Source organism: Streptomyces sp. NPDC006430, from assembly GCF_040612395.1.
In the GTDB taxonomy this organism is placed as follows: Bacteria; Actinomycetota; Actinomycetes; order Streptomycetales; family Streptomycetaceae; genus Streptomyces.
On record NZ_JBEXQA010000013.1, the window covers coordinates 109,065 to 134,588 of the forward strand.

General features: G+C 72.5%; 22 protein-coding genes, 1 tRNA gene and 1 pseudogene. 12 read left to right on the forward strand and 12 right to left on the reverse strand.

Features of this window, described 5'->3' with window-relative positions:
* Positions 1-26: 26 nt before the first annotated feature.
* The 5 genes from ABZZ20_RS20530 to ABZZ20_RS20550 all read right to left on the reverse strand — a co-directional run bounded on the left by ABZZ20_RS20530 (position 27) and on the right by ABZZ20_RS20550 (position 4,113).
* Positions 27-506: a carboxymuconolactone decarboxylase family protein gene (locus ABZZ20_RS20530; protein WP_356871455.1), complete on the reverse strand. Its 480-nt coding sequence runs from the start codon at positions 504-506 to the stop codon at positions 27-29.
* Positions 503-1,585, reverse strand: a complete 1,083-nt coding sequence (locus tag ABZZ20_RS20535; RefSeq protein WP_356871457.1) for a dihydrodipicolinate reductase — start codon at positions 1,583-1,585, stop codon at positions 503-505. The genes ABZZ20_RS20530 and ABZZ20_RS20535 overlap by 4 nt, the downstream gene beginning before the upstream one ends.
* Before the next feature lie 76 nt (positions 1,586-1,661).
* On the reverse strand, positions 1,662-1,778 hold the full coding sequence (locus ABZZ20_RS20540) for a DUF6126 family protein (RefSeq protein ID WP_356871596.1): 117 nt from the start codon (positions 1,776-1,778) through the stop codon (positions 1,662-1,664).
* A 21-nt stretch (positions 1,779-1,799) separates the two neighbouring features.
* Positions 1,800-2,495, reverse strand: a complete 696-nt coding sequence (locus ABZZ20_RS20545) for an XRE family transcriptional regulator (protein WP_356871459.1) — start codon at positions 2,493-2,495, stop codon at positions 1,800-1,802.
* A gap of 85 nt (positions 2,496-2,580) precedes the next feature.
* Positions 2,581-4,113: an ATP-dependent DNA ligase gene (locus ABZZ20_RS20550; protein ID WP_356871461.1), complete on the reverse strand. Its 1,533-nt coding sequence runs from the start codon at positions 4,111-4,113 to the stop codon at positions 2,581-2,583.
* A 152-nt stretch (positions 4,114-4,265) separates the two neighbouring features.
* Between ABZZ20_RS20550 and ABZZ20_RS20555 the strand changes: the two genes are divergently transcribed.
* Both ABZZ20_RS20555 and ABZZ20_RS20560 read left to right on the forward strand, forming a co-directional pair.
* Positions 4,266-7,019 carry a CocE/NonD family hydrolase gene (locus ABZZ20_RS20555; RefSeq protein ID WP_356871463.1) on the forward strand — a complete coding sequence of 918 codons (2,754 nt, stop codon included), beginning with the start codon at positions 4,266-4,268 and terminating at the stop codon, positions 7,017-7,019.
* Complete coding sequence (locus ABZZ20_RS20560; protein WP_356871465.1) at positions 7,016-7,882, forward strand: ABC transporter permease; 867 nt, start codon at positions 7,016-7,018, stop codon at positions 7,880-7,882. Before ABZZ20_RS20555 ends, ABZZ20_RS20560 begins: the two co-directional genes overlap by 4 nt.
* A gap of 8 nt (positions 7,883-7,890) precedes the next feature.
* Here ABZZ20_RS20560 and ABZZ20_RS20565 read toward each other — a convergent pair whose 3' ends face one another.
* The 3 genes from ABZZ20_RS20565 to ABZZ20_RS20575 all read right to left on the reverse strand — a co-directional run bounded on the left by ABZZ20_RS20565 (position 7,891) and on the right by ABZZ20_RS20575 (position 10,202).
* The gene (locus ABZZ20_RS20565; protein ID WP_356871598.1) at positions 7,891-8,847 is read right to left on the reverse strand and encodes a D-2-hydroxyacid dehydrogenase family protein; all 957 of its coding nucleotides are present in this window, start codon (positions 8,845-8,847) and stop codon (positions 7,891-7,893) included.
* Between the two features lie 5 nt (positions 8,848-8,852).
* The gene (locus ABZZ20_RS20570) at positions 8,853-9,806 is read right to left on the reverse strand and encodes an aldo/keto reductase (protein ID WP_356871467.1); all 954 of its coding nucleotides are present in this window, start codon (positions 9,804-9,806) and stop codon (positions 8,853-8,855) included.
* A gap of 273 nt (positions 9,807-10,079) precedes the next feature.
* Positions 10,080-10,202, reverse strand: a complete 123-nt coding sequence (locus ABZZ20_RS20575) for a hypothetical protein (protein WP_356871616.1) — start codon at positions 10,200-10,202, stop codon at positions 10,080-10,082.
* A gap of 97 nt (positions 10,203-10,299) precedes the next feature.
* On the opposite strand from ABZZ20_RS20575, the pseudogene ABZZ20_RS20580 reads away from it, so the two are divergent.
* Positions 10,300-10,698: pseudogene (locus ABZZ20_RS20580) on the forward strand (ABC transporter permease subunit); the annotation flags it as partial.
* Positions 10,699-10,742: 44 nt separating this feature from the next.
* Positions 10,743-11,729, forward strand: a complete 987-nt coding sequence (locus ABZZ20_RS20585; protein ID WP_356871600.1) for a hydroxyacid dehydrogenase — start codon at positions 10,743-10,745, stop codon at positions 11,727-11,729.
* Here the strand turns inward: ABZZ20_RS20585 and ABZZ20_RS20590 are convergent.
* Both ABZZ20_RS20590 and ABZZ20_RS20595 read right to left on the reverse strand, forming a co-directional pair.
* Complete coding sequence (locus ABZZ20_RS20590) at positions 11,717-12,514, reverse strand: sugar phosphate isomerase/epimerase family protein (RefSeq protein WP_356871469.1); 798 nt, start codon at positions 12,512-12,514, stop codon at positions 11,717-11,719. The genes ABZZ20_RS20585 and ABZZ20_RS20590 overlap by 13 nt on opposite strands.
* Entirely contained in the window at positions 12,511-13,587 is a 1,077-nt protein-coding gene (locus ABZZ20_RS20595; protein WP_356871471.1) for a LacI family DNA-binding transcriptional regulator, read from the reverse strand. The genes ABZZ20_RS20590 and ABZZ20_RS20595 overlap by 4 nt, the downstream gene beginning before the upstream one ends.
* A gap of 241 nt (positions 13,588-13,828) precedes the next feature.
* Between ABZZ20_RS20595 and ABZZ20_RS20600 the strand changes: the two genes are divergently transcribed.
* The 6 genes from ABZZ20_RS20600 (at position 13,829) to ABZZ20_RS20625 (ending at position 21,849) form a co-directional block, all read left to right on the forward strand.
* Positions 13,829-14,980 carry a Gfo/Idh/MocA family oxidoreductase gene (locus tag ABZZ20_RS20600; protein ID WP_356871602.1) on the forward strand — a complete coding sequence of 384 codons (1,152 nt, stop codon included), beginning with the start codon at positions 13,829-13,831 and terminating at the stop codon, positions 14,978-14,980.
* Positions 14,977-16,134 carry a dihydrodipicolinate synthase family protein gene (locus tag ABZZ20_RS20605; RefSeq protein ID WP_356871473.1) on the forward strand — a complete coding sequence of 386 codons (1,158 nt, stop codon included), beginning with the start codon at positions 14,977-14,979 and terminating at the stop codon, positions 16,132-16,134. Before ABZZ20_RS20600 ends, ABZZ20_RS20605 begins: the two co-directional genes overlap by 4 nt.
* On the forward strand, positions 16,131-16,970 hold the full coding sequence (locus ABZZ20_RS20610; RefSeq protein ID WP_356871475.1) for a sugar phosphate isomerase/epimerase family protein: 840 nt from the start codon (positions 16,131-16,133) through the stop codon (positions 16,968-16,970). Before ABZZ20_RS20605 ends, ABZZ20_RS20610 begins: the two co-directional genes overlap by 4 nt.
* An 80-nt stretch (positions 16,971-17,050) precedes the next feature.
* Positions 17,051-19,441, forward strand: coding sequence for a polysaccharide lyase 8 family protein (locus ABZZ20_RS20615; RefSeq protein WP_356871477.1), 2,391 nt, complete (start codon positions 17,051-17,053; stop codon positions 19,439-19,441).
* A 294-nt stretch (positions 19,442-19,735) separates the two neighbouring features.
* A complete protein-coding gene (locus ABZZ20_RS20620; protein ID WP_356871479.1) occupies positions 19,736-21,355 on the forward strand; it encodes a N,N-dimethylformamidase beta subunit family domain-containing protein in 1,620 nt (539 codons plus the stop codon).
* 95 nt (positions 21,356-21,450) lie between these two features.
* Positions 21,451-21,849 (forward strand): VOC family protein, encoded by a 399-nt coding sequence (locus tag ABZZ20_RS20625; RefSeq protein WP_356871481.1) that lies wholly within the window; start codon positions 21,451-21,453, stop codon positions 21,847-21,849.
* Between the two features lie 308 nt (positions 21,850-22,157).
* Here the strand turns inward: ABZZ20_RS20625 and ABZZ20_RS20630 are convergent.
* Positions 22,158-22,231, reverse strand: a tRNA-Trp gene (locus ABZZ20_RS20630).
* Between the two features lie 195 nt (positions 22,232-22,426).
* Between ABZZ20_RS20630 and ABZZ20_RS20635 the strand changes: the two genes are divergently transcribed.
* Positions 22,427-23,614, forward strand: a complete 1,188-nt coding sequence (locus ABZZ20_RS20635; protein WP_356871483.1) for a serpin family protein — start codon at positions 22,427-22,429, stop codon at positions 23,612-23,614.
* Positions 23,611-24,495 carry an aldo/keto reductase gene (locus ABZZ20_RS20640; RefSeq protein ID WP_356871484.1) on the forward strand — a complete coding sequence of 295 codons (885 nt, stop codon included), beginning with the start codon at positions 23,611-23,613 and terminating at the stop codon, positions 24,493-24,495. Before ABZZ20_RS20635 ends, ABZZ20_RS20640 begins: the two co-directional genes overlap by 4 nt.
* Here the strand turns inward: ABZZ20_RS20640 and ABZZ20_RS20645 are convergent.
* Complete coding sequence (locus ABZZ20_RS20645) at positions 24,492-25,523, reverse strand: PfkB family carbohydrate kinase (RefSeq protein WP_356871486.1); 1,032 nt, start codon at positions 25,521-25,523, stop codon at positions 24,492-24,494. The genes ABZZ20_RS20640 and ABZZ20_RS20645 overlap by 4 nt on opposite strands.
* Position 25,524 lies beyond the last annotated feature (1 nt).

Here is a 25,524-nt window from a genome sequence, read left to right on the forward strand (position 1 = left end):
TGCCGCGTCCGCCGTGCCCACCGCCCTCAGTGCCCCGGCAGTACGCACACGCTGTCGAGCCCTAGCACGTGGTTGAGCCGGCCGAACGCCAGCCAGGAACCGATGCTCATCGTCAGCTCCACGATCTCGACCTGGCTGTAGTGCGCGGTCATCCGGTTCCAGAACGCGTCGTCGAGGTGGTGGTGGTCGAGGGTGTACCGTTCCGCGTACTCCGCGGCCAGCCGGGTGCGTTCGTCGAATCGGTCCGTGGTGCGCCACTCGGCAACGGCGTCGGAGAACTCCTCCTCGACCTTCTCCCCGTCCCGCTCGGTGCGCCAGTCGAGGCAGAACACACAGCCGTTGATCTGCGCGACGCGCAGCCGCGCGGCCTCGAACTCGCGTAGCCCCAGGGTGGTGTGGGCGTACACCGACAACGAGAAGTTCGCGGCGGCCATCCCGATCCCGGGGACCAGGTCCCCCCACACGTATTCGATCGGGTGCTGACCTTCGGGAACGTCGATCCTCATGACTGTTTCCTTCCGAGCTTGCCGATGGCGGGACGCAGGGGGACGTCGAGGGCGTCGTAGAGGCCCGGTTCGGCTTCCACCAGCCAGTCGATGGCGCCGACCAGGCGGCCGACGGCGGTGGCGTTGCCGCCCGCCGAGCGGTTCTCGCCCTCGTCGGTGGCCTCTACGGTGACCTCGATGCGCGGGCGCCCCTCGATGACCACCCGGTGGGCGCCGTCGCCACCGTCGGGCGGCGACGGCCAGTCGGGGGCGCAGGACGGGTGGATGCGGGTGACGTGCTCGATGACGATGCGGGGTTCGCCTTCGACGATGCCCTGCACCTCGAAGCGGACGGCGCCCTGGGTGCCGGCTCCGAACTCCCCCATGGTGCGGGTGTGGACGGTGGCGTCGAGGGCGCGGCGGTCGACCGTCTCGCGGATCTCGTCGAGCTGGACGCCGAGTGCCCGGGCCATCATCCGTACCTGCCCGCCCCACACCATGGTGGGGACGGAGGGTAGGAGCATCATCGGCTCGTAGTCCATGGGCTGGCCCATGCCGACGAGGTAGCGGACGGAGTCCGGCTGGTCGTAGGTGGAGTAGTCGAATATCTCCTGGCAGCGGATGGCGTCGATGGTGGTGCCGAGTCCGCTGAGCAGGAGCGGGAGTACGTCGTTGCCCCATCCGGGGTCCACACCGGAGGCGAACAGCGAGCCGCCGCCCTCCGCGACCGCGGCCACCACCGGATCGCGGAACTCCGGCGGTGCGTTGCGGTGGTCGTAGAGCGGGTACAGGGCGGGGCTGACGACGACCGCCCCGGCACGGACGGCCCGCGTGATGTCGGCGAGGGCCTCGTCGGGTCGGGTGTCGCCGGAGGCCGCGTAGACGACGGCCTGCGGGCCGGCGGCGAGGACCGCTTCGATGTCGTCGGTGGCCGCGACGCCGGTGTCGTGGTCGAGTTCGCCGAGTAGGCCGGCGTCGCGGCCGACCTTCTCGGGATGGTGGACGATGACGGCGGCCAGTTTCAGCGCCGGGTGGGCCTCTACGGCACGGATGGCCAATCGGCCGACGTTGCCGGTACCCCAGACAACCGTGGAAATCATGCGCGGAGGGTAGCGACAGGACCTGCAGGTTCCTAGAGCCGCGAGGGGAAATCTCCCCCGGCCGCTCCAGGGGCCGTCATTGGTTCTGACCGCCCAGGACGAAGAGGAGGTAGACGAAGAAGGCGAAGAGGTGACCGACGAACAAGTAGGCGATCAGCCGAACGATCAGGCCGCGCGGGAACTTGGACTGCATGCGCACGAGGGGACTCCTGGGTTATCGGTGGTGGGTGGTCGCGCTGCCGCCTGCGCCGCCGCCGCTGCTGCCGAGGCACAGTCCGGCGAGGCTGCTCTGCAGCAGCGTGTGGACGAACAGCAGGTCGGCGCCGCCCGAGGTGGCCGCGCCGATCCGGTGCGGGGTGAGCGAGTCGAAGTGCGCGCTGTCGCCCGGTTCGAGCAGGTACTCGGCCTCTGCGAGGTGCAGCCGGAGCCGCCCCTTGAGGACGTAGAGCCACTCCTCACCGGGATGTACGCGGACCAGCTCGGCCTGGCTGCGGCCGTGCGGGACGTGCACGCGCAGCGCCTGCATCCCCCGGCCGGAGCCGCCGGCCTGCCAGTACGTCCACCCGTCGGCCTCGCGGGCCCCGGGTCCGCCCGCCCGTACGATGGGATCGGCGACGGCGGGGGTCTCGCCGAGCAGCTCGGAGACCGTCGTACCGTAGGTGCGGGCGAGCCCGAGCAGCAGGGGCAGGGAGGGTTGGCGCCTCCCGGTCTCCAGCCGCGACAGGTGCGCGGGCGAGAGCCGGGCCCGCGCGGCGGCGGCCTCCAGGGTGAGCCCGGCGCGTCGCCGCAGCTCACGCAGCTGCGGGGCGACGGTGGGCAGCTCGTCCGCTTCGGCGTCGGTATCGGCGCCGAGGGCTGGATCGACCGTTTCGTCCAGGCCGTCGGGGCCGGGGGCAGGACCGGATGTCATACCCCGATTGACTCAGAATCCTGCCTTTCTGGCAATTTGCCTTGCCTCTGAGGCAAACCCTCCTCCACCGGGGCCGTCGAAGGAGTCAGCCGCGGCCTTGGCCGAGCACCGTTTCCACCGTGTCCGCCTGGTCCGCGCTCTTGTCCGGGCGGTGCCTCAGGACCCGCGCGAAGCGCAGCGCGACCCCGGCCGGGTAGCGCGGGGAGCGCTGTAGGCCGTCGTAAGCGATCTCCACGACGAGTTCGGGCCGGACCCGGACGGTGAAGCCGTCGTCCTCCACGGCCAGCGCCCGCAGGCGGTCGGTCTGCCAGCGCAGCATCTCGTCGGTGAGCCCCTTGAAGGTCTTGCCGAGCATGGCGTACGTGCCGTCGGCGGCCCGCGCGCCCAGGTGCAGGTTCGACAGCATGCCGGTGCGCCGGCCGTGGCCCCGTTCGACGGCGAGCACGACCAGGTCCAGGGTGTGCACGGGCTTGACCTTGAGCCAGTGCTTGCCGCGCCGCCCGGCGGCGTACCCGGAGTCCAGGGCCTTGGCCATCACACCCTCGTGGCCGCGCCGTAGGGCCTCGGCCCAGAACTCCTCGGCCTCCGCGGCCTGGGCTTGCGGGTCCTCGATCACGAGCCGGCGGACCCGGGAGGCTTCCGGCACCAGGGCCACCAGCGCGGCGTACCGCGTGCGGACCGGGAGGTCGAGCAGTACCTCGTCCCCCGCCGCCAGGACGTCGAAGAAGTACGGGACGACGGGTAGCGTCCGCCGGGCGGCCTGCACGTCGACCCGCGAGCCGACCCTGCTCGCGACCTCCTGGAAGGGCACCGGACGGCCGTCCGCCGTTTCCCCGATCACCTCGCCGTCGAGGATGAACCGCTGGCCCGGCAATGCCCGCGCCAGGTCCGTCACTTCCGGCAGCCGGTCGGTGATCTCGTCCAAGGAGCGCGTGTACACCCGTACGTCGTCACCGTCGCGGTGCACCTGGACCCGGATCCCGTCGAGTTTCTCCTCCACCGCACAGGGCCCGAGAGCGGCCAGGGCCGCGGCCACCGACGTGGCGGTGTTCGCCAGCATCGGCTGGACGGGCTGCCCGACGCGGAGGGTGACGGCGCGCAGCGCCGCCGCGCCCTCGGTCAGTAAGGCCGCGGCGACCCGGGGCAGCGAGCCGTCCAGCATCACGGCCCGGCGCAGTTCGGCGGCCGGTACCCCGGCCGCCGCGGCGACCCCTTCCAGCGCCACCGCGTCCAGCGCGCCCTGGCGCACCTCGCCGGAGAGCAGGCTGCGCAGGAACCGCTGCTCCAGCTCGGTGGCCGCGCCGAGCAGCGCGTCGATGATCCGGCGGCGTTCGGCCTGCGCGCCCGTGCCGGCCACGGCGGCGAGCTCGGTCACCGCCGCGTCGACGGCGCCGACGGTCAGAACGGGCTGCTGGGCGGGCTCGACCTGCTGGCCGAGGGTGCGCCAGCCGATGCCCGGCCGGCCCTGCGGGAGCCGTCCCGAGAGGTACGCGATCACCAGGCCGACCTCGTCGGCGGGCGCGGCGGCGAACAGCTCCGCGAGCAGGGCGGTCTTCCGGGAGCGGGCGGAGGTTTCGGCGACCTCCCGGGAGACGCGCGCGACGTCGGCCAGCAGCATGCCGTCATCCTCCCGCCACTCGACGTACGGCGCAGGTCGGGTCCGTGTACCGCAAGTGCGGTATGCCGGGCCGGCCGGGTAGTCCTTGAGGAGGTGGGCGGTTCCCCCTTGGGGCGCTCGGGGTGCGGGGCCCCGCCGTCTAGGGTTCCCGTATGAAGCTCCGATCACCGAAGCTCCCGCTGCCGCGGCGCCGCCCGAGCCGTCTGCTCGCGGGCGTCGCCGCGCTCGCCGTCGTCGCGGGAGCCGGTACGTGGACGGCAGCCGCGTCCGGTGACGCGCCCACCGTGCACCGCCTGGACCGCGTGGTGCAGATGCCCGGCGCCGGGATCGACACCTCGTACTTCACTTCTGCGGGCAGCTCGGGGAAGCGGCCCGCCGTGCTCCTCGGACACGGTTTCGGCGGCAGCAAGGACGACGTCCGTGCGCAGGCGGAGCGGTTGGCCCGGGACGGGTACGCCGTCTTGACCTGGTCGGCCCGCGGTTTCGGCCGCTCGGGCGGGCAGATCGGGCTGAACGATCCCGAGCACGAGGTCAAGGACGTGTCCCGGCTCGTCGACTGGCTCGCGCAGCAGCCCGAGGTGCAGCTCGACGGGGATGGCGATCCGCGTGTCGGCGTGGCGGGAGCCTCGTACGGCGGGGCGGTCGCGCTGCTCGCCGCCGGCTACGACCGGCGGGTCGACGCGATCGCCCCCCAGATCACGTACTGGAACTTGGCGGACTCCCTCTTCCCTCAGGGAGTGTTCAAGAAGCTGTGGGCGGGGCTGTTCTTCACCACCGGTTCGGCCGGTGGGATGCAGCCGCAGGCCTTGCCCGCCGACCGCGCGAGCGCCCCCGGCAGCGCTGCCGGAGCTGCCCCCGGCAGCACGACCGGCACGGCCTGCGGACGGTTCCAGCCGGAACTGTGCGCGATGTACGAGCGGGTCGCGGTCGCCGGGAAGCCCGACGCCGAGGCCCGTGCCCTGCTGGAGGCGCGCAGCCCGTCGGCGGTCGGGGGCCGGATCAAGGTGCCGACCCTCATCGTGCAGGGTCAGGACGACTCCCTCTTCCCGCTGGACCAGGCGGATGCGATGGCCGAGGCCGTCGCGGCCAACGGCGCACCCGTCTCCGTGGACTGGGCGGCCGGCGGACACGACGGCGGAATGCGCGAGTCCGGCCGGGTCGAGGCCCGGGTCACCGCCTGGTTCGACCGCTACCTGAAGGGCGACGGGGGGACGGACACCGGCCCGGCCTTCCGCGTCTCGCGCTCCGGCGGCATCGACTCCACCGACGGGGCGGTACAGCTGCGCGGCGCGAGCGGCGAGAAGTACCCCGGGCTCCGTGCGGGCCCCCGGCAGTTCGCCCTGACCGGCCGGGAACAGGGCTTCGCCAATCCGGCGGGCGGCGCGCCGCCCGCCCTGTCCTCACTGCCGGGGATCGGCGGGCAGCTCGCCGCTTTCGGGGCCGGGCTCTCGCTGGACTTCCCCGGTCAGTACGCCCGGTTCGAATCGGAGCCGCTGGCCGAGGCGGTACGGATCACCGGGACGCCGACCGTCACCCTGAAGGTGAGGTCGACGGCTGCGGACGGTTCGGCCGTCCTGTTCGGCAAGGTGTACGACGTCGGGCCCGACGGACGGCAGGCGGTGCTGCCGAGTCAGCTGGTCGCCCCGCTGCGGGTGGAGAACGCGCAGCAGGGGGCGGTGGTGGAGCTGCGGCTCCCCGCCGTCGACCACGCCGTGGAGGCTGGACACCGGCTGCGGCTCGTGGTCGCGGCCACCGACCTCGGCTACGCCTCCCCGTCCGCACCGGCCACCTACTCGGTCGCGGTGCAAGGCGGCCTGGCCGTCCCGGTGGCGAACGGGGTGCGGACGGCTTCGGCAGGCCTGCCCGCGTGGACCTGGGGTCTGCCGCTGGGCGCGGCGCTGCTGGCCGCGGCACTGCTGGGGCTGCGCAGGACGGGCCGGGAGAGCGCGGGGGTGCGGGGCGGCGCACCGCACCCCGACCCCGCACTGGCCGACGTACCCCTGGAGATCACCGGTCTGACGAAGCGGTACGCGAAGGCACAGGACCGGTACGCAGTGCGGGACCTGTCGTTCCGGGTGGAGAAGGGACAGGTCCTGGGGCTGCTCGGGCCCAACGGCGCCGGGAAGACCACGACGCTGCGGATGTTGATGGGGCTGATCTCGCCCGACGCCGGGGAGGTCCGGGTGTTCGGGCACGCAGTACGGGCCGGTGCGCCGGTGCTGTCGCGGGTGGGGGCCTTCGTCGAGGGGGCCGGTTTCCTGCCGCACCTGTCGGGGCGGACCAACCTGGAGCTGTACTGGCAGGCCACCGGACGTCCGGCCGAGGACGCGCACATGACGGAGGCTCTGGAGATCGCCGGGCTGGGCGACGCGCTGGAGCGCGCGGTGCGCACGTACTCGCAGGGAATGCGGCAGCGGCTCGCGATCGCGCAGGCCATGCTCGGCATGCCGGACCTGCTGATCCTCGACGAGCCGACGAACGGTCTGGACCCGCCGCAGATCCGGGAGATGAGGGACGTGATGATCCGGTACGCGGCGGGCGGACGGACGGTCATCGTCTCCAGCCACCTGCTGTCGGAGGTGGAGCAGTCGTGCACCCACCTGGTGGTCATGGACCGCGGGCGGCTGGTGCAGGCGGGCGAGGTCGCGGAGATCACGGGCGGCGGAGACGTGCTGATGGTGACGCTGGCCGGACCGGTGGGCGAAGGGACGGTGGGGAAGGTGGCCGCGCTGGAGGGAGTGGGCAGCGTGACGGCGGCCGACGACGGACTGCTGGTGCGACTGGAGGGGGCGACGGCCGCGGAACTGGTCGCCGACCTCGTACGGCTGGAAGTGCCGGTGTCCGGGGTGGGGCCGCACCGCCGCCTGGAAGACGCGTTCCTCACCCTGATCGGAGGTTCGGCGTGAGCGCCGTGACAGGAGTGGCCGTCGGCTACCGGGCGAGCCGAACGCTACCGCTGCGCGTCGAGGCGCTGCGGCAGTGGCGCCGGCGGCGGACCCTGGTGATGGGCGGGGTGCTGGCCGCGCTGCCCCTCATCATGATCGTCGCGTTCGCGGTGGGCGGCGGCCCGGAGGGCCGCCGGGGCGGGGCGAACAGCCGCATCACGCTGATCGACACGGCGACGGCCTCGGCTGCGAACTTCGCGGCCACCTGCTTGTTCGTCTCGGCGGGCTTCCTGCTGGTGGTCCCGGTGGCGCTGTTCTGCGGGGACACGGTGGCGTCCGAGGCGAGCTGGTCCTCGCTGCGCTACCTGCTTGCCTCGCCGGTACCGAGGTCCCGGCTGCTGTGGAGCAAGCTGGTGGTGGCGCTGGGGTTCAGCCTGGCGGCGATGGTACTGCTGCCGGTGGTGGCGCTGGCGGCGGGCACGGCCGCTTACGGGTGGGGTCCGCTGAAACTGCCCACGGGCGGCTCGCTGGCCGCGGCCGACACCGTGCCCCGCCTCGCCCTGGTGGTGGCGTTCGTCTTCGTGTCGCAGCTGGTCACGGCCGGGTTGGCGTTCTGGCTGTCGACGCGGACGGACGCGCCGTTGGGTGCGGTGGGCGGGGCGGTCGGCCTGACGATCGTCGGCAACGTGCTGGACGCGGTGACGGCACTCGGATCCTGGCGGGAGTTCCTGCCCGCGCACTGGCAGTTCGCCTGGGCGGACGCACTCCAGCCGCAGCTGGAGTGGGGCGGGATGATCAAGGGGGCGGCGGTGTCGGTGTCGTACGCGCTGGTGTTGTTCGCGCTCGCGTTCCGCGGGTTCTCCCGCAAGGACATCGTGTCCTGAGCAGGCCGTTACGGCAGGACCCTCACGGGCGAACCGTCGAGGAACGCACGGATGTCCTCGACCGCTTCGCCGTAGTACGTGGCGTAGTTGGCCCGCGTCGCGTAGCCCAGGTGGGGCGTGGCCAGCAGCCTCGGGGCGGAACGCACCGGATGGTCGCCCGGCAGCGGCTCGGTGTCGAACACGTCGAGGCCCGCACCCGCGATGCGCCCCTCGCGCAGGGCGTCGAGGAGCGCGTCCTGGTCCACGATGGCCGCCCGCGCGGTGTTGACGAGATAGGCGGTGGGGCGCATCAGCGCGAGTTCAGGGGCGCCGATCAGGCCGCGGGTGCGTTCGCCGAGCGCGAGGTGGACGGAGACGAAGTCGCTGCTCGCCAGCAGTTCCTCCTTGGACGCGGCAAGGCCGACGCCCACCTCCGCGCACCGCTCCTTCGTGAGGTTCCGGCTCCAGGCGACGACGTCCATCCCGAAGGCGAGACCGACCGCGGCCACCCGGCTGCCGATCTTGCCCAGGCCCAGCAGGCCCAGCCGCCGGCCGTGCAGGTCGGCGCCGAGGGTGCTCTGCCAGGGGCCGTACGCGCGCAGGGCGGTGTTCTCCTGGACGACGGACCGGGCCAGGCCCAGCAGCAGCGCCCAGGTCAGCTCGACGGGCGGAGTGGCGGAGCTGGCGGTGCCGCACACGGTCACGCCGTTGCGTTCGGCGGCGGCGTAGTCGATGACCGAATTGCGCATACCGCTCGCGACGAGCAGCTTGAGGCGGGGCAGCCGGTCGAGCAGGGTCGCCCGGAAGGGCACCCGCTCGCGCAGGCTGACGACGATGTCGAAGTCGGCCAGGCGCGCGGCCAGCCAGTCCTCGTGGGAGAGGTGGTCGGTGTACGTCACCACCTCCACCCGGTCCGCCACGCTCGACCAGTCCGCAATGCTCGTGGACACCTCCTGGTAGTCGTCCAGGACGGCGCAGCGCAGCATGTCCTTCACGCCGACGCCCCCGCCGCCGCGATCGTGTCGATCTCCGCGAGCAGTTCGGGCTCCAGCAGGCGTTCGGCGACGGCCGCGTTGGCCCTCACCTGCTCGGCGGAGGTGGCACCCGCGATGACGGAGGAGCAGCCGGGCTGGGCGGAGAGCCAGCCGATGGCGAGTTCGAGGACACTGCGACCGTGCTGGTCGGCGAGGGCGGCGAGCGCCTCCACGGTGTCGAGCCGCGCCTCGGTGAGGTAGGCGTCGCGCCCCTCCAGACGGGAGCCGGCCGGAACGGGCGCACCCCGGCGGATCTTGCCGGTCAGCAGGCCGTTGGCGAGCGGGAAGTACGGGAGCACCCCGACGCCGTAGTGCACGGCCGCCGGGACCAGCTCCGACTCCGCGCTGCGCTGGAGCAGGGACCATTCGTTCTGGGCCGATACGAAGGGGACCGCGCCCGTCTCGCGGGCGACGTGGGCGGCTTCGGCGAGCTGCCAGCCGCTGAAGTTGGAGTGGCCGATGTAGCGCACCTTGCCCTCGGTGACGAGCTCGGTGAGCGCGGCCAGCGTCTCGGCCACGGGGGTGGCGGGGTCGGGGCTGTGCAGCTGGTAGAGGTCGATGTGGTCGGTGTCGAGGCGGCGCAGGGACTCCTCGACGGCCCGCCGGATATAGGCACGACCGCCACGGGATCCGGCGGCGGGCCCGTACTCCATGTCCATGCCCGCGTAGCCGAACTTGGTGGCGAGGACGACCTGGTCGCGGCGCCCCTTCAGGGCCTGGCCGAGGTGGTTCTCGGAGCCGCCCCGGCCGCCGTAGATGTCGGCGGTGTCGAGGAGGGTGATCCCCGCGTCGAGGGCGGCGTCGACCACGGCGCGGGTGGCCTGGGCATCGAGGCGCCCGCCGAAGTTGTTGCAGCCGAGTCCGACGGCGGACACCTGAAGTCCCGAACTGCCCAGGGGGATGTAACGCATGCGGTGGGTTCCTCCACGCTCGTCGGGCTCGTGATCGACCGAGTGGCAGTCTAGGCAGTACGTTCGCCGGCGGTCTCCACCCGCAGCCGCCCGGCGCTCAGCAACTCCGCGACCCGTGCGACCGGTTCGTTCTCCAGGCGGCGATGTGCCGGACGCGTCGGCGTCCGCGTCGGCGTCCGCGTCGGCGTCGGCGTCGGCGTCGGCGTCGGCGTCGGCGTCGGCCCGGTCGTCGAGGCGGGCCGGGGCCCGGTCCGCCTCCCGGTAAGGGCGGGGTCACTGGAGGGCGACGACGGTGGCGCGGCCGAGGTCGGGCCGGTCGCCCAGCGGCAGCTCGGTACCGGGGTTGGATGCACTGGGCGGCCGCGTTCTTGGGGTCGTCTCCGTTCGCGCGCGCATCGTGTGCAGGGCGTCGCGGGGCGGCGCCGTCCGTCGCCGGATCGGGTGCCCGAGGGCGCATCGCCCGATCGCGATACCGGTGGCATCGTGACGGGACGTCTTGCGCCCCTTCGGGATGTACCTGGCCCGGGTGTTCACGCAGGGCTACGTCCCCGACGAGGTGCTCGGCGCGGCCCGCGTGGACGGCGCGGGTGAACTGCGGGTCTTCGCGCACGTGTCGTTCCCGATGCTGTGGCCCGGGTTTGTGACCATCTTCCTGTTCACCTTCACGGCGATCTGGAACAACTTCTACGGCGCGCTGACCATGCTGAACGACGAGCGGCTCTACCCCGTGAGTCTGGGCCTGTTCATGTGGAACCGCAGCGTCTACCAGCAACCCGAGTTCTATCCCCTGGTGATCACCGGTTCACTCGTCGCCGTCGTCCCGCTCGTGCTGGCCTTCCTCCGGCTCCAGCGGTTCTGGCGCTCGGGTCTCACCGCAGGAGCCGTCAAGTGACCCATCGTTTCCCCGCCCGCCGTCGCCCCGCCACCGTGCTCGCCATGAGCCCCGGTACCCGATCCGCAGTGCTCAGCGGCCGGGTGCTGCCCGAACTCGTCCGCGTCGCAGATGTGGATGCCGACCTGCTGGTGACCGACTTCGCCCATGCCGAGCCCGAACTCCGCCGGCGCCTGGCACGGGCCGAGGTGCTGTTCACGGGCTGGGGCTGCCCACCCCTCGATGCCGAGGCGCTGCGCCGGATGCCGCGGCTACGCGCCGTGGTCCACGCCGCGGGCAGTGTCAAACACCATGTCACGGACGCCTGCTGGGAGCGCGGACTGCTCGTCTCCAGCGCCGCTGCCGCCAACGCCGTACCGGTCGCCGAGTACACGCTCGCCGCGATCCTGTTCGCCAACAAACGGGTGCTGGAATCCGCCCACGCCTACCGTGCCACGCGCGGCCCCATCGACCTGCTGCGTCGCTACCCGGCCGTGGGCAACTACCAGCGCACCGTCGGGATCGTCGGTGCCTCGCTCATCGGCCGGCGCGTCATGGAGCTACTGCGCCCCTTCGACCTGCGGGTGCTCGTCCACGACCCGTACGCCGATCCCGCCGAACTCGATGCGCTGGGCGGCGAGGCCTGCGGGCTCGACGAACTCCTGCGCCGCAGCGACGTGGTGAGCCTGCACGCTCCCGCACTCCCCCAGACCCGGCACCTGCTGGACGCGTCCCGGCTGGCCCTGATGCCGGACGGGGCCACGCTCGTCAACACCGCACGGGGCTCGCTCGTCGACACCGCGGCGCTGACGGAGGAGCTGGTCGCCGGACGGCTGCACGCCGTGCTCGATCACACCGAGCCCGAGGCGCTGCCCGCCGGATCTCCGCTGTACAACCTCCCGAACGTGCTGCTCACCCCGCACGTCGCGGGGTCGCTGGGCACGGAGCTGGACCGGCTGGCGGCGACGGCGGTCGAGGAGCTGGAGCGGTACGCCCTCGGTCTGGACTTCCGCTACGCCGTCGACCGCGGGCGGCTGGCCTACTCGGCGTGAGGCGTCGCCACCACGAGTCGCTCCAGGTATTCCCTACCCCGTGCGAGCTGCCCCGGCAGCTCGACGGCACCGGGGTACCAGCGCTTCTCGTACTCCCAGCAGAGCCAGCCGTCCCGTGGTACGGCGGCCACCGCGTCGGCGAGCGGAACCACTCCGGCGCCGAGCCCGACGGGGGTGAGCTCCTGTGCGGACGCCACGTCCTTCACCTGTACGTAGCCCAAGTGCCGGGCCAGGGCCCGTCGCGACTCGGCAGGCGACTCGCCCCCGAGCCAGGTGTGCAGTACGTCCCACAGCGCGCCCGCGCCGGGATGCCCGACGCGGTCCAGTACCCGCGCGGCGGCGGCTCCAGTCCGGTGCGAGTCGTGGGTTTCGAGCAGGATGCGCACGCCGTGCCGCGTGGCGAACGGCGCGGCGGCGGCCAGCCGGCGCACGGCGCGGGCGTCGGCGCGGGCCTCGGACTGCCCGGCGCCCCCGGGAAACACCCGCACGTAGGGGGCTTCGAGGTCTGCGGCGAGCCGTACCAGTCCCCGCAGTTCGGCGAGGACCTGTTCGTCCGCTTCCGGAGCGGCCACCTGGGCGTAGCCCGCGACCCCGAGGACCGTGATACCGGCGGCGGCGAGGGTACGCAGGCCCGCGGCACGGTCGGCTACCGGGCTGGCGGGGTGCAGGGGTTCCTCGGGGTGGGCGCGCAGTTCGAGGCCGTCGAAACCGTGGGCGGCCGCGAGGGCCGCGCTCCGGTCGAGCGGGGCGCCGGGCAGGCCGAGGGTGGAGAAGGCGTATCTCACGGACGGCTCCCCTCGGACGGGGGCGGTGCGGTGGAATCACGCACCATCAGCTCGGTGGGCAGGGTGGTGATGCCGCCCGGAGGCAGCGGCTTGCGGCCGGTGACCAGCTGGGCGGCGAGCGCGCCCGCCTCGCGCAGGGGTATCCGTACGGTGGTGAGCGCGGGCGCGGTGTCAAGGGAGAAGGGGAGGTCGTCGAAGCCGGCGACGGAGACGTCCTCGGGAATGCGCAGGCCCCCCTCGCGCAAGGCCGCGGCCACTCCGGTGGCGACGGTGTCGTTGGCGGCGGCGACCGCGGTGAAGGACGCGCCGCGGCGCAGCAGTTCTCGGGTGGCGTCGTAACCGGCGGAGCGCTCGAAGCCGGCGTGCACGGTGAGCGCGTCGCAGGCTTCGAGGAGACGCGGATCGTGCCGGCGCAGGGCTTCGTGGTGTCCGCCGAGCCGTTCCCGGGTGGTGCTCAGTCCCGGAGGGCCGGCCACGTAGGCGATGCGCCGGTGGCCGAGGGTCAGCAGGTGTTCGGCGAGGCGGAACGCGCCGCCGCGGTCGTCGAACATGACGGTCGCGACGGGCAGTGCGGCGGGCACGGGCAGCGGAGGGCGCCCGCACAGGACGACCGGCGCACCGGCGCCGGCCATCCGGGTGATGCGGGCCGTGAGCGCGGCGGTGTGCTCGGGCTCCTCCACGGCGCCGCCGGTGAGTACGACGCCGCCGGCCCGCTGGCCCTCCAGCAGGGCGAGGTAGGCCAGTTCGGCCGCGGGGGCGCCCTCGGTGTTGCAGACGACGGCGAGTCGCCGGGCGTCTCCTCGCCCGGTGGGCGCGAGGGCGCTCTGCAGGGATCCGGCGAGGATCCCGAAGAAGCTGTCCGCGACGTCGTGGACGAGGACGCCGATCAGGTCGGAGGTGGCGGCGGCGAGGGCGCGGGCGGGGCCGTTGGCCACGTAGCCGAGCTCTTCGACGGCTTGTTCCACCCGGGTACGGGTGCCGCCAGCCACCGGGTATCCGCCGTTGAGCACGCGCGAGACCGTCGCCGGCGACACGCCCGCGTGCGCCGCGACCTCGGCAAGGGTCACCGCCATCCTGCACCCCTCCTGTCCGTCCCGGATCACCGTCTCATCCGGGGTGTGGATCTCCATGATGCCCGAAAGAGAAAGCGCTTTCTATCACTCGAACGAGTCTTGCATGGGAGTGATTCCCGACCCTAGCCTGAATGGAGTGAAAGCGCTTTCTATCGGGCTTTCATCGAACTTCCCGCTGGACCGCGAAGGACACGAGGGCACGAAGAACACGAAGAGCACGCGATACATGGAGGAAGACACCGTGGAGCGCAGGACGATCAAGATCGCCATGAACGGCGTGACCGGCCGGATGGGATACCGCCAGCATCTGGTCCGTTCCTTGCTGGCCCTGCGCGAGCAGGGCGGGTTGGACCTGGGTGACGGCAGGCTGCTGTGGCCCGAACCGGTGCTGGTCGGACGCCGGGAGCCGGCGCTGCGGGCCATCGCGGAGAAGCACGGACTGGAGCACTTCGACACGGACCTGGCGGCCGTACTGGCCGACCCGGAGGTCGAGATCTACTTCGACGCGCAGATCACCGGTGCCCGCGAGGCCGCGGTCCGGCAGGCCGTGGCAGCGGGCAAGCACGTGTACTGCGAGAAACCGACGGCCCTGACCTTCGCCTCTTCGCTCGCACTGGCCCGCCTGGCCGCCGCGGCCGGGGTCAAACACGGCGTGGTCCAGGACAAACTGTTCCTCCCGGGCCTACTGAAACTGAGACGGCTCGTCGAAGGCGGCTTCTTCGGCGAGGTCCTCTCCGTGCGCGGGGAGTTCGGGTACTGGGTGTTCGAGGGCGACTGGCAGCCGGCGCAGCGACCGTCGTGGAACTACCGGGTCCAGGACGGCGGGGGCATCGTCGCCGACATGTTCCCGCACTGGGAATACCTGCTGCACGAGCTGTTCGGTCGGGTGCGGACGGTGCAGGCACTTGCCCGCACCCACATCGGCCGCCGCTGGGACGAGGAGCGCAAGCCATACGAGGCGACGGCGGACGACGCCGCTTATGGCATCTTCGAACTGGAGGGCGGCGCCGTCGCCCAGGTCAACTCCTCCTGGGCGGTCCGGGTCCACCGGGACGAACTGGTGGAGTTCCAGGTGGACGGGACGCACGGATCGGCGGTCGCCGGGCTGCGCGGCTGCCGCGTCCAGCACCGTGCGGCCACGCCCAAGCCGGTGTGGAATCCGGATCTGCCGCAGACCGAGGCGTTCCGCGACCAGTGGCAGGAGGTGCCGGACAACGGACCATTCGACAACGGTTTCAAGGCCCAGTGGGAGCTGTTCCTGCGCCATGTCGTGCTCGACGAGCCCTGGCAGTGGGACCTGCTGGCCGGGGCGCGCGGGGTGCAGCTCGCCGAGCTGGGGTTGCGCTCCTCGGTGGAGGGCCGTCGGCTGCGAGTGCCGGAGGTGGTCCTGTGAGCATCCGGCTGCCTTCGGCGGACGGCGGATACCGCGTGCACCGCCCCTGTACCGAACCGCTCGCACCGTCGATCGGCGCTCCGGCCCGCAGCCGCAGGTTCTATGCGGCAGCCCATGTGGTCGCCGATCCGCTCACCACCTCGGCGCAGGCCGGTCCACGGCTGGACTGGGAGGCCACGCTGGCCTTCCGGCACCGGCTGTGGGCACAGGGCCTCGGGGTCGCGGAGGCCATGGACACCGCGCAGCGCGGGATGGGCCTGGACTGGCCCGCCGCGGCGGAGCTGATGCGCCGGTCGGCCGCCGAAGCCCGGGCGGTGGGCGGCCGGATCGTCTGCGGAGCGGGCACCGATCAACTCGCTGCGGGCGGTGTGCACTCCCTGGCCGCGATCACCGCCGCGTACGAGGAACAGCTCGCTCACACCGAGGCGTGCGGGGCGGGGGCCGTACTCATGGCCTCGCGAGCCCTGGCGGCCTCGGCGCGCGGCCCGGAGGACTATCTGGAGGTGTACGGAAGGCTGCTGCGGCAGAGCGCCCGACCGGTCGTGCTCCACTGGCTGGGCCCGATGTTCGACCCGGAGTTGGCCGGGTACTGGGGCCACATCGATCTCGACGCCGCCACGGACGTCTTCCTGAAGATCGTCACCGAGTGCCCGGACAAGGTGGACGGGATCAAGGTCTCGCTGCTGGACGCGGAGCGCGAGGTGGACATCCGGCGCAGACTCCCGCCGGGCACCCGGTGCTACACGGGCGACGACCACCACTATCCGGAGCTGATCGCCGGAGACGGAGAGCTGGCCAGCGACGCGCTGCTGGGCATCTTCGATCCGATCGCACCACTGGCCGCCCGAGCGGCGCTCGCCCTCGACCGGGACGACCTCGCCGGCTTCCGGGGGCTGTTGGATCCGACGGTGGCGCTGTCCCGGCACCTGTTCGCCCCGCCGACCCGCTACTACAAGACGGGGGTGGTGCTGCTGGCCTGGCTGGCGGGTTACCAGGATCATTTCACGATGGTGGCCGGACTCCAGTCTGCGCGGTCCCTCCTCCATCTGGTCACCGCGTACGAACTAGCCGACCGGCTGGGCCTGTTACCCGATCCGGAGCGGGCAGAGACACGGATGCGGCAGCTCCTCGCCGTACACGGGGTGGCGTCGTGAGTGAGGTGCCCGCCCCGATCCGGTTCAGCCTCAACCAGGAGACGATCCGCCAGTGGTCGATGCCCGAGCTGGTCGCCGGGTGCACGGCGGCCGGAGTGGACACGGTCGGGCTGTGGCGGGATCCGGTCCGGGAGTTCGGGCTGCGCAAGACGGCGGAGCTGGTCGCCGGGGCCGGGCTGCGGGTGAGCTCGCTGTGCCGCGGCGGGTTCTTCACCGCCGCCGATCCGGCGGGGCGGTCGGCGGCCATCGAAGACAACCGTCGGGCCGTGGAGGAGGCCGCCGAGCTGGGTGCCGACGTACTCGTCCTGGTTTCGGGCGGCCTACCGGCCGGCGACCGGGACCTGGCGGGGGCGCGCCGGCGGATCGTGGACATCCTGGGCGAGCTCGTGCCCTGGGCTGCCGCGTACGGCGTGCGCCTCGGGATCGAGCCGCTGCATCCCATGTTCGCCGCTGACCGGTGCGTGGTCTCCACCCTCGGCCAGGCCCTGGACATCGCCGAGCAGTTCCCGGCGGGGCGGGTGGGTGTGGTCGCCGACGCGTACCACCTGTGGTGGGACGACCGGCTGCCGGCCGACCTGCGCCGGGCCGGCGACTCCGGGCGGATCGTGTCGGTGCAGGTCGCCGACTGGGTGACCCCGCTTCCCGAAGGGGCACTGTGCGGCCGGGGGCAGTTGGGTGACGGCTGCATCGACCTGCGGGCCTTCCGGGAGCTGGCCGATGGTGTCGGCTACCGGGGTCCGGTGGAGGTGGAGGTCTTCCATCCGGGGCTATGGGCGCGGGATGGCGGCGAAGTGTTGCGGGAGGTGATCGAGCGCTACCGGGAGCACGTGGCGTGAGGCGGGCCATACGGGCGGGCGGTGACCTGCCGGCGGAAATCGGATCGGGAACGGGAACGGGAACGGACAAGGAGCAAGCGATGACAAAGGTGTGGAGTCGGCGTGCCTTCCTCTCCGCCGCGGGCGGGGGTGCGTTCTTGCCGGGGGCGTCGACTCGCGCGGGCGCCGGGCCGGTGAGCGAGGTCCACGACGCCATGCGCGCGGTGTGGCGCGGGCTCGTCCTGGGTGGTGACGTCGCGACCACGGTCGAGCCGTTCCGTTCGAGACTCGCGGAGCTCGGCGGACTCGCCGGTGGTTGGCGGTCCGTCATGGCGCCGGCGGCTGGCTCCCTGTGGCCCGACCTGGCCTACGGCGGCGATCCCGAGTTGATGATGCAGAGCTACTACCGGCTGCGGACCATGGCGGAGGCGTACGTCCGGCCCGGGACCGGGCTCACGGGGGACGGCGGGCTGCGATCGGCCCTGCTGATGGGGCTGGACCACTTGCACACGGACGTCTACCACTGCGGTCAGGTGCGCTACGGCAACTGGTACTGCTGGCAGATCGGCGCCCCGCAGGCCCTGCTGGACCTGTGCGTGCTGCTGTACGAGGAGTTGTCGGCCGCCCGCCTCGCCGATTTCTGCGCGGCCGTGGACCACTTCGTGCCGGACTCGGTCGTCGGCTCGTACACCGGCACCAGTACGGGTGCGAACCGCGTGGACCTGTGTCGGGTTCTGGCGCTGCGCGGGGTGGTCGGCGCGGACTCGGCGAAGATCGCCCTGGCTCGGGACGCGCTCGCGCCGGTGTTCCCGTACGCCACCGCGGGCGACGGGCTCTACCGGGACGGATCCTTCGTCCAGCACACGTGGGTGCCGTACACCGGGACGTACGGTGCGGTGTTGCTCGGCGGACTGGGGCTGCTGCTCGGGCTACTGAAGGGCACTCCGTGGCAGCTCACGGACCCCGGGACACAGATCGTGTTCGATGCGGTGGAGCAGGCGTGGGCACCGTTCCTGTTCAACGGGCTGGTCATGGACGCGGTGTCGGGGCGGGCGGTGAGCCGCGGCCTGATGGTCGCCGACCCGCGACGGGTCCCGCAGGACGACCACGCCCGGGGGCATGCGGTGCTCGCCGCGATCCTGCTCCTCGCGGAGGGCGCGAGCAGTGCCGAGCGGGCCCGTTGGCGGGGACTGGTGAAGGGCTCGATGGCCAGGGACTACTACAGCCGCCCGCTCGCGGACGCGACGCTCGCCCTGTCCTCGCTCACCCGGCTGGCGGAGGTCGAGTCCGACCCCTCGGTCACGGCCCTGCCCGAGCCGGTCGAGCACCGGCTGTTCACGTCCATGGACCGGGCCACGCACCGCCGGCCCGGCTGGGCGGCCGGACTGTCCATGGCCTCGAAGCGGATCGCCCACTACGAGACGGGTAACGGGGAGAACCTGCGCGGCTGGCACACCGGGAGCGGAATGCTGTCCTGGTGGGGGTCCACGTTCGGAAACGGGCAGTACGCAGATGCCTTCTGGCCCACCGTGGATCCGTACCGGCTACCGGGAACCACCGTGTCACGGAAGCTGCTGGCGGACGGAGCTGGCGGTGACTGGGGGGCCGCACGGCCCGAGGCGGCCTGGGTGGGCGGTACGAGCGACGGGGAGTTCGCCTCGATCGGCCAGCATCTGCGGGGTCTGGGCAGCACGCTCACGGCCCGCAAGTCCTGGTTCTTCCTCACCGACACGATCGTCTGCCTGGGGGCAGGGATCGCCTGCACGGACGGGGCAGCCGTCGAGACGGTGGTCGACAACCGTAATCTGGGCGCCGCCGGCGTTCATGCCCTGGTCGTCAGTGGCACCGCCCAGCCCACCGCCCTCGGCTGGTCGGCGGCCTTCCCCTCCCCTGGTTGGGCTCACCTCGCGGGCGTCGGCGGGTACGTGATGTCGGGCGCGGGCCCGTTCAGGGCCCTGCGCGCGGCCCGCACCGGCCGGTGGAGCGACATCAACCGGGGCGGGTCCACCACGGCCCTGACACGGCGCTACCTCACCCTCTGGTACGACCACGGCACGGATCCGGTGAGCGCCGGATACGTCCACCAGATACTGCCGGGGGCCACGGCGGCCCAGACCGCCGTGCGGGCCGCCGCTGCGGGCTGGCTTAGATTGCTCGCCAACTCGGAGACGGCCCAGGGCGTCTCGGTGTCCTCCTTGGGATTCACCGGGGTCAATTTCTGGCAGGCAGGGACGGCCGGCCCGCTGCAGGCGACCGCACCCTGTTCGGTGACGGTCCGAGAGCGACCCGACGGTACGGCCGCGGTCTGCGTCTCCGATCCGGCCCGGGTGCTGACCGGGCTGACCCTGGTGTGGAACCGGTCCGTCGCCGCGGTGCTGTCCCGGCCCCCGAGCGTCGTCTCGGAGGCCACCGGTGCGCAGTTGCGCCTCGGGTTCGGGGATCTCACCGCGGCGGCGGGGACCACGCAGCAGGTGGTGGTGCGGCTGGGGTGACGTCGTGGTGGGCAAGGGGCCGAGTGTCAGCTCCTGTAGTCGTACGTCATGCCGATCCCGAGGGGCTCGGGGACGGGAGGAGGCCGGCGGAACGGTACGGTGCGAGCTGGTCCGATTCCTCGCGATCGCCTTACGCAAGGCCTTGTGCTGCCGGCCGAGTGCATACCGTTCGTCGTTTCCACCGCTCACGCGGACACAGCCACACGGGCTTGCTCACGAGTTCGGTCGGCTGGTCACGAGGCGGGTCGCCGGGCCGATATCAGAGGGATGCCAACGGTGCCATAACGTGCCCGTATGGAACAGGAGCACATAGCCGGGGACGGCGCGGTCGCGGGCAGGCGCCGGTTTCTCGCAATCGCGACGGGGGCGGCCACGGCCGCCGGTCTCGGGGCCGTGGCCGGTTGCGCGGACGGGGAGTCCGCCAGCGGGGCGCACGGGCCGGGACCGCGCAAGGAGCCGGTGTCGAGCAGTTCGGCGGGGAAGGCCGGACCGGGCGGTTTCGACGTCGAGGCCGAGAACGCCAAGCCGGGTCACGCCGACTGGCGCGTGACCAAGGCCGGTCCGGCGCGGTCCATGGAGGGCTTCGCCGACAGGGTCAGCGTCCTGCCGGGTGAGTCCTTCGGACTGCACGTGTCCACCACGGCGCCCCGGTTCACCGTCTCCGCCTACCGGATGGGCTGGTACGGCGGCGCCCGGGCCCGGCTGGTGTGGCGGTCCGAGGCCCTGCCCGGCGTCCGCCAGCCCGAGCACGCGGTGGATCCCGCGACCCGGACGGTCCGCACGCGGTGGCCCCGTACCACCACCGTCGACACCGGGGGCTGGCCTGAGGGCTGCTACCTGCTGCGGCTCGACGCCCAGGGCGGCGAGGGCCAGCGCTTCGTGCCGATCACCGTGCGCTCTGCCACGGCCACCGGTCGTACGGTCGTGGTGAACGCGGTGGCGACCTGGCAGGCGTACAACCGGTGGGGCGGCTACGGGAGCTACGACGGACCCACCGGCGGCTACGCCTCGCGCTCCCTCGCCGTCACCTTCGACCGGCCGTACGAGTACGACGACGGCGCCGGCCTGTTCCTCGTGTACGAGGCCCCGCTGCTGGCGCTCGCCGAACGGCTCGGCATACCCCTGGCCTATGCGACCACCACCGACGTGGCGCGGGAGAAGCGGCTGCTGGAGGGGGCCTCGGCGATGCTCTCCCTCGGCCACGACGAGTACTGGTCGCCCGAGCAACGGGCCCACGTCACGGCGGCCCGGGACGCCGGAACCAACATCGCGATCCTGGGCGCGAACTGCTGCTTCCGCCGGATCCGACTGGAGCCCTCGGACCTCGGACCGGATCGTACGGTGGTCTGCTACAAGTCCGCCTACGACCAGGACCCGGGGTTCAAGCGGGGCCACCCGGCCACCGCCGACTTCCGCTCCGCCCCGGGCGCGGACCCGGAGAGCTCCTTGCTCGGCGTGATCTACGACGGCTACCCGGTGGACGCCCCGTACGTGGTGACCAACCCGGGCCACTGGCTGTTCGAGGGCACCGGCGTGCGGGCGGGCGACGGCTTCGCACACCTGGTGGGGGTGGAGTACGACAAGGTCAACACCGGTTTTCCGACGCCCCGGCCGATCGAGGTCCTGGCCCACTCCCCCGTGGTCTGCGAGGGCCGGCCCAGCCACCACGACACGGCGTACTACACGGTACCGAGCGGTGCGGGGGTGTTCGCGACCGGGACCATGCGGTGGGTGGAGGCCCTCGACGCGACGGGCGACGGCCGGAGCGGGGCCAACCACGGCCTGGATGCGAAGTCGGGGGCGTTGACCACCCGGGTGACGGAGAACCTGCTGCGGGTGTTCGCGGCCGGCCCGGCCGGGCGCACGCATCCCGCACGGGACAACCTCGGTGCGGTGTACGGAGGTCCACGGTGAACGAAATGTAGGATCGGGATCACGGCATCGCGTGTCGGTCACCGGCTGGGTGAGGCATGGAGGTGCCGTGATGTGCCTTGCGGAGGCATTCATCCATGGCAGTAGAGCTGAACCACACGATCATCCACTCCCGGAACAACCGGGAATCCGCCGAGTTCCTGGCGAACATCCTCGGCCTGCGGGTCGGGACGCAGTGGGGCCCGTTCGTCCCCGTCGACACGGGTAACGGCGTCACCCTGGACTTCGCGACCGTCCCGTCCGGGACCATCACCGCGCAGCACTACGCGTTCCTCCTCTCCGAGGAGGAGTTCGACGTGTCGTTCGAGAAGATCCGGGCGGGCGGGGTCCCGTACTTCGCCGACCCGCACATGAAGCGGCCCGGCGAGATCAACCACAACGACGGCGGCCGGGGCGTCTACTTCCTGGACCCGTCCGGTCACGGGATGGAGATCATCACCCGCCCGTACGGCTACCAGGAGCCCACGGCCGAGTAGCCCCTGCTCCGGGCGGTCATGCATCGCATGACCGCCCATCAGGCACCCGTCAGGCGTAGACGGCGAGTTCCACGGGCCGCTGTCCGGTCATCCCGCAACCCATCGATCCGGGTGGATCGACGCAGCATCCACAGGAAGAACGGTCCGCCGACGAGCGCGGTGAGCACGCCTACCGGGATTTCCGCGCCGCCCAGGCCACCCAGGGTCCAGAAGGGGACGGACCGAACGGACCGGCGGGGACGGGTGGGAGGGAACGGCGTCGGGCCCGCCCCCTGGAGAGGGACGGGCCCGACGCCGCGCACTGCTTGCAGGGACGGCAGGATTCGAACCTGCGACATCTGGTTTTGGAGACCAGCGCTCTGACCAGCTGAGCTACACCCCTTCGGTGAGGCCAACTCTGGCATGGAGCGGGCCGAAGGTCCAACTGATTTCGTGTGTCGAGTGAGAGGAAGTTCGTCCCGCACGGGTGTTGCGGAGGATTCTTGCTCGCCACAACAGACACTGCGCAGTACAACGCTCGCCGGGCCGCGGAGAATTGACCCCGCTCGGCGGCGTCCCACCCCGTACGCTCCCCGCCATGACGAACACGACGGTACGGGCGGTCAACCGACTCACCATGCGCTGGGCCGAGCAGGCGGCGACCGGCGAGGAGGGAACCGTCGTGATGGCGACCGGGGTCTGGCCCCTGCTCGCCTTCCTGGCGGGCGGCGCCGACGGACCCGCCCGCGCCGAACTCGCGGAAGCGCTGGGCACATCCGCCGATTCCGCGGTCGAGACCGCCCGGGACCTGCTCGACGCACTGGCCGACGTACGGGGCCTGCGGGCGGCCACCGGCCTGTGGACCAGGGCGGACCTCCCCCTGGCGGACCCGTGGCTCGCCTCGCTCCCGCACGGGGCCCGGGGCACCCTGACCGGCGACGAGGACACCGACCGCAAGACCCTGGACGGGTGGGCGCAGCAGCGGACCGACGGCCTCGTCGAGGAGATGCCCGTCTCGCTCCAGCAGGACACCCGGCTGGTCCTCGCCTCCGCGCTCGCGCTGCGGTTGCGGTGGGCGGAGCCGTTCGCGGAGCGGTCCCTGCGGCCCGATCACGGACCGTGGCACGGGCGGATCCTGCGCGGCTTGTCCCGCACCACGTCGGAGCTGGACCCGGTCCGCGTGACGCACGGCCCGGCCGGTCCGGTCACCGCCCTGGAAGTCCGTGGAGCGGACGGGTTGGACGTGCACCTGCTCCTCGGTGAGCCGCAGGTGTCGGCGGGCGAGGTTCTGGCCGCAGGGCTGGCCGTAGTCACGGGAGCGGCCCCGGCCGTGGGCGCCGGGTCCCTCCCCGAGGGGCGCCCCGCTCCCGGTCTGACCGTCCGTACGGTCGACGCGTACGCCCCGGAACCCGTGCTCCACGTCGACACCGTGGCCTTCTCGGTCCGGGCCGAGCACGACCTGCTGGAGCACGCCAGCCTGTTCGGGTTGGAGAGCGCCAGCGATCCCACCTCCGGGCACTTCCCGGGGATCAGCCCCGAACCCCTGGCCGTCGGTTCTGCCCGGCAGTCCGCCATGGCCGCTTTCGACGCGACCGGGTTCGAAGCCGCGGCCGTCACCGCGATCGCGGCCCAGCCCGGCGGGGGGCCGCCGCCCCGGCCCGGTCACCGCGTCCGCCGGGTCGAGGTCTCCTTCCACCGTCCCTTCGGTTTCCTCGCCGTCCACCGCACCTCCCGGCTGGTTCTCGCCGCGGGCTGGGTCGCCGACCCGGTTACCCTCACCGCATGACTCCCGAAACGATCACCGCGGCAGCGTCCGGCACCTGGCAACTCGGCGACCTCACCGTCCGCCGCATCGGCTTCGGCGCCATGCGCCTGACGCACCTCGCCGACGGCTCCCCCAGCGACCGCGACCGGGTGATCGCCGTGCTGCGGCGGGCGGTCGAACTCGGGGTGAACCACATCGACACCGCGTCCTTCTACTTCTCTCCACTGCGCTCGGCCAACGAGCTGATCAACCGGGCCCTTGCCCCGTACGGCGACGAGCTGGTGATCACCAGCAAGGTCGGTCCGGGCCGGGACTCCGCCGGGGAGTGGTGGTGGGCCACGCCCGAGCAGCTGCGCGGGCAGGTCGAGGAGAACCTGCGCCAGCTGGGGCGCGACCACCTCGACGTGGTCAACCTGCGCATACCGCGCCGTGAGACCACCGGTTCGATCGCGGAGCACTTCGGCGCGCTCGCCGAGCTGCGCACGGCTGGGCTCGTCCGGCACCTCGGCGTGTCCAACGTACGTCCCGACCAGCTCGCGGAGGCCCGCGCCATCGCCCCCGTCGTCTGCGTGCAGAACCCGTACGGGATCGACTCGCCGGCCGAGGACCACGCCTTCCTCGACGCGTGCGGGCAACAGGGCGTCGCCTTCGTGCCGTTCTTCGCGATCGCCGGCGCGGGCAAGGAGGCCGGGGTGATCACGGAGGACGGCCGGCAGGTGCGGGACATCGCCGCGACACACGGGGTGTCGACGGCGCAACTGCGGCTCGCCTGGACCTTGAACCGCGGCCCGCACGTGCTCGCGATCCCGGGCACCGGGAACCCGGACCACCTCGTCGAGAACATCGCCGCCGGGGCGCTACGCCTGTCCCCCGAGGAGATCGCGCTACTCGAAGGGCGCTAGTAGTGCTCGGTCCGGTTCGGGCTGGTGTGGGTATGCCGCGGTGGCAGGTGGCGGTTCCGCCCGGCCGTGCGGTGTGCGGCGGCCAGGGCCGCCGTCTCGGCGAACGCGGGAACGCGTCCGGTGCCGCCGCGCCCCGACACCGAGAGGGAGGCCGCTGCCGCGCCGTACGCGACGGCGTCGACGAGGTGGTCACCGAGGACGAGCCGGGCGGTGGTGGTGCCGGTGAAGCAGTCCCCGGCACCGGTCGCGTCGACCGGATCGGGGTTGACGGGCACGGGGTGGTACGCGGGCCGGCTGCCGTCGTCGAGCAGCAACCGGTCCGCGCCCGCGGTGATGACGACCGTACGGGCTCCGAGCGCACGGTAGCGGGCGGCGGCGGTGCGCGGGTCGCTGGTGCCGAGCAGGGCCTGCGCGTCGGAGGGGCAGGAGGACTTGAGCAGCCCGGTGAGCGGGGCGACCCGGGCGAGTAGCTCCCGGGCCTTGGCCCGCCCGGTGAGCCGGGAACGGAAGTTGGGGTCGTAGGCGACGTGCCCGCCGGCGCCGTGCACGGTCTCGGCGGCGGCCACCACCGCATCGCGGCTGGTCGGGGAGAGCGCGCCGGTGATCCCGCTGGTGACGAGGGCCTTCGCGCCGGTCAGCAGCTCCCGCCAGGAATCGACGTGCCGGGTGGAGAGGGTGGAACCGGCGCTGTGGGTCCGCCAGTAGACGAACGCACGGTCGCCCTCGGTGTCGGCGGCGAGCAGGTAGGCGCCGTTGGGGCGCGGGGCGCGGCGCACGTGGGAGACGTCGATGCCGAGCTCGGTCGCGCGGTGCAGCAGCGGTGTGCTGAGCTCGTCGTCTCCGATGACGGCGAGCAGGGCGGTCCGAGCCCCGGCGGCCACCGCGGCGGCGGCCGTGTTGAGGGCGTCGCCGGAGTAGGAGATGCGGGCCGGGGTGCCGTCCGCGGCTTCCGATAGCGCGGTGTCGGCGTGGACCTCCACGAGGACCTCGCCGAGGACGAGTACGTCGTATGCGGTTCGGGGAGGCACC

Excerpts from the sequence above, each read along its gene's own strand:
- ABZZ20_RS20530 (WP_356871455.1), bottom strand. The coding sequence starts at position 506 with ATGAGGATCGACGTTCCCGAAGGTCAGCACCCGATCGAATACGTGTGG.
- ABZZ20_RS20535 (WP_356871457.1), bottom strand. The coding sequence starts at position 1,585 with ATGATTTCCACGGTTGTCTGGGGTACCGGCAACGTCGGCCGATTGGCC.
- ABZZ20_RS20540 (WP_356871596.1), bottom strand. The coding sequence starts at position 1,778 with ATGCAGTCCAAGTTCCCGCGCGGCCTGATCGTTCGGCTGATCGCCTAC.
- ABZZ20_RS20545 (WP_356871459.1), bottom strand. The coding sequence starts at position 2,495 with ATGACATCCGGTCCTGCCCCCGGCCCCGACGGCCTGGACGAAACGGTC.
- ABZZ20_RS20550 (WP_356871461.1), bottom strand. The coding sequence starts at position 4,113 with ATGCTGCTGGCCGACGTCGCGCGCGTCTCCCGGGAGGTCGCCGAAACC.
- ABZZ20_RS20555 (WP_356871463.1), top strand. The coding sequence starts at position 4,266 with ATGAAGCTCCGATCACCGAAGCTCCCGCTGCCGCGGCGCCGCCCGAGC.
- ABZZ20_RS20565 (WP_356871598.1), bottom strand. The coding sequence starts at position 8,847 with ATGCTGCGCTGCGCCGTCCTGGACGACTACCAGGAGGTGTCCACGAGC.
- ABZZ20_RS20570 (WP_356871467.1), bottom strand. The coding sequence starts at position 9,806 with ATGCGTTACATCCCCCTGGGCAGTTCGGGACTTCAGGTGTCCGCCGTC.
- ABZZ20_RS20575 (WP_356871616.1), bottom strand. The coding sequence starts at position 10,202 with ATGCGCGCGCGAACGGAGACGACCCCAAGAACGCGGCCGCCCAGTGCA.
- ABZZ20_RS20585 (WP_356871600.1), top strand. The coding sequence starts at position 10,743 with ATGAGCCCCGGTACCCGATCCGCAGTGCTCAGCGGCCGGGTGCTGCCC.
- ABZZ20_RS20595 (WP_356871471.1), bottom strand. The coding sequence starts at position 13,587 with ATGGCGGTGACCCTTGCCGAGGTCGCGGCGCACGCGGGCGTGTCGCCG.
- ABZZ20_RS20615 (WP_356871477.1), top strand. The coding sequence starts at position 17,051 with ATGACAAAGGTGTGGAGTCGGCGTGCCTTCCTCTCCGCCGCGGGCGGG.
- ABZZ20_RS20620 (WP_356871479.1), top strand. The coding sequence starts at position 19,736 with ATGGAACAGGAGCACATAGCCGGGGACGGCGCGGTCGCGGGCAGGCGC.
- ABZZ20_RS20625 (WP_356871481.1), top strand. The coding sequence starts at position 21,451 with ATGGCAGTAGAGCTGAACCACACGATCATCCACTCCCGGAACAACCGG.
- ABZZ20_RS20635 (WP_356871483.1), top strand. The coding sequence starts at position 22,427 with ATGACGAACACGACGGTACGGGCGGTCAACCGACTCACCATGCGCTGG.
- ABZZ20_RS20640 (WP_356871484.1), top strand. The coding sequence starts at position 23,611 with ATGACTCCCGAAACGATCACCGCGGCAGCGTCCGGCACCTGGCAACTC.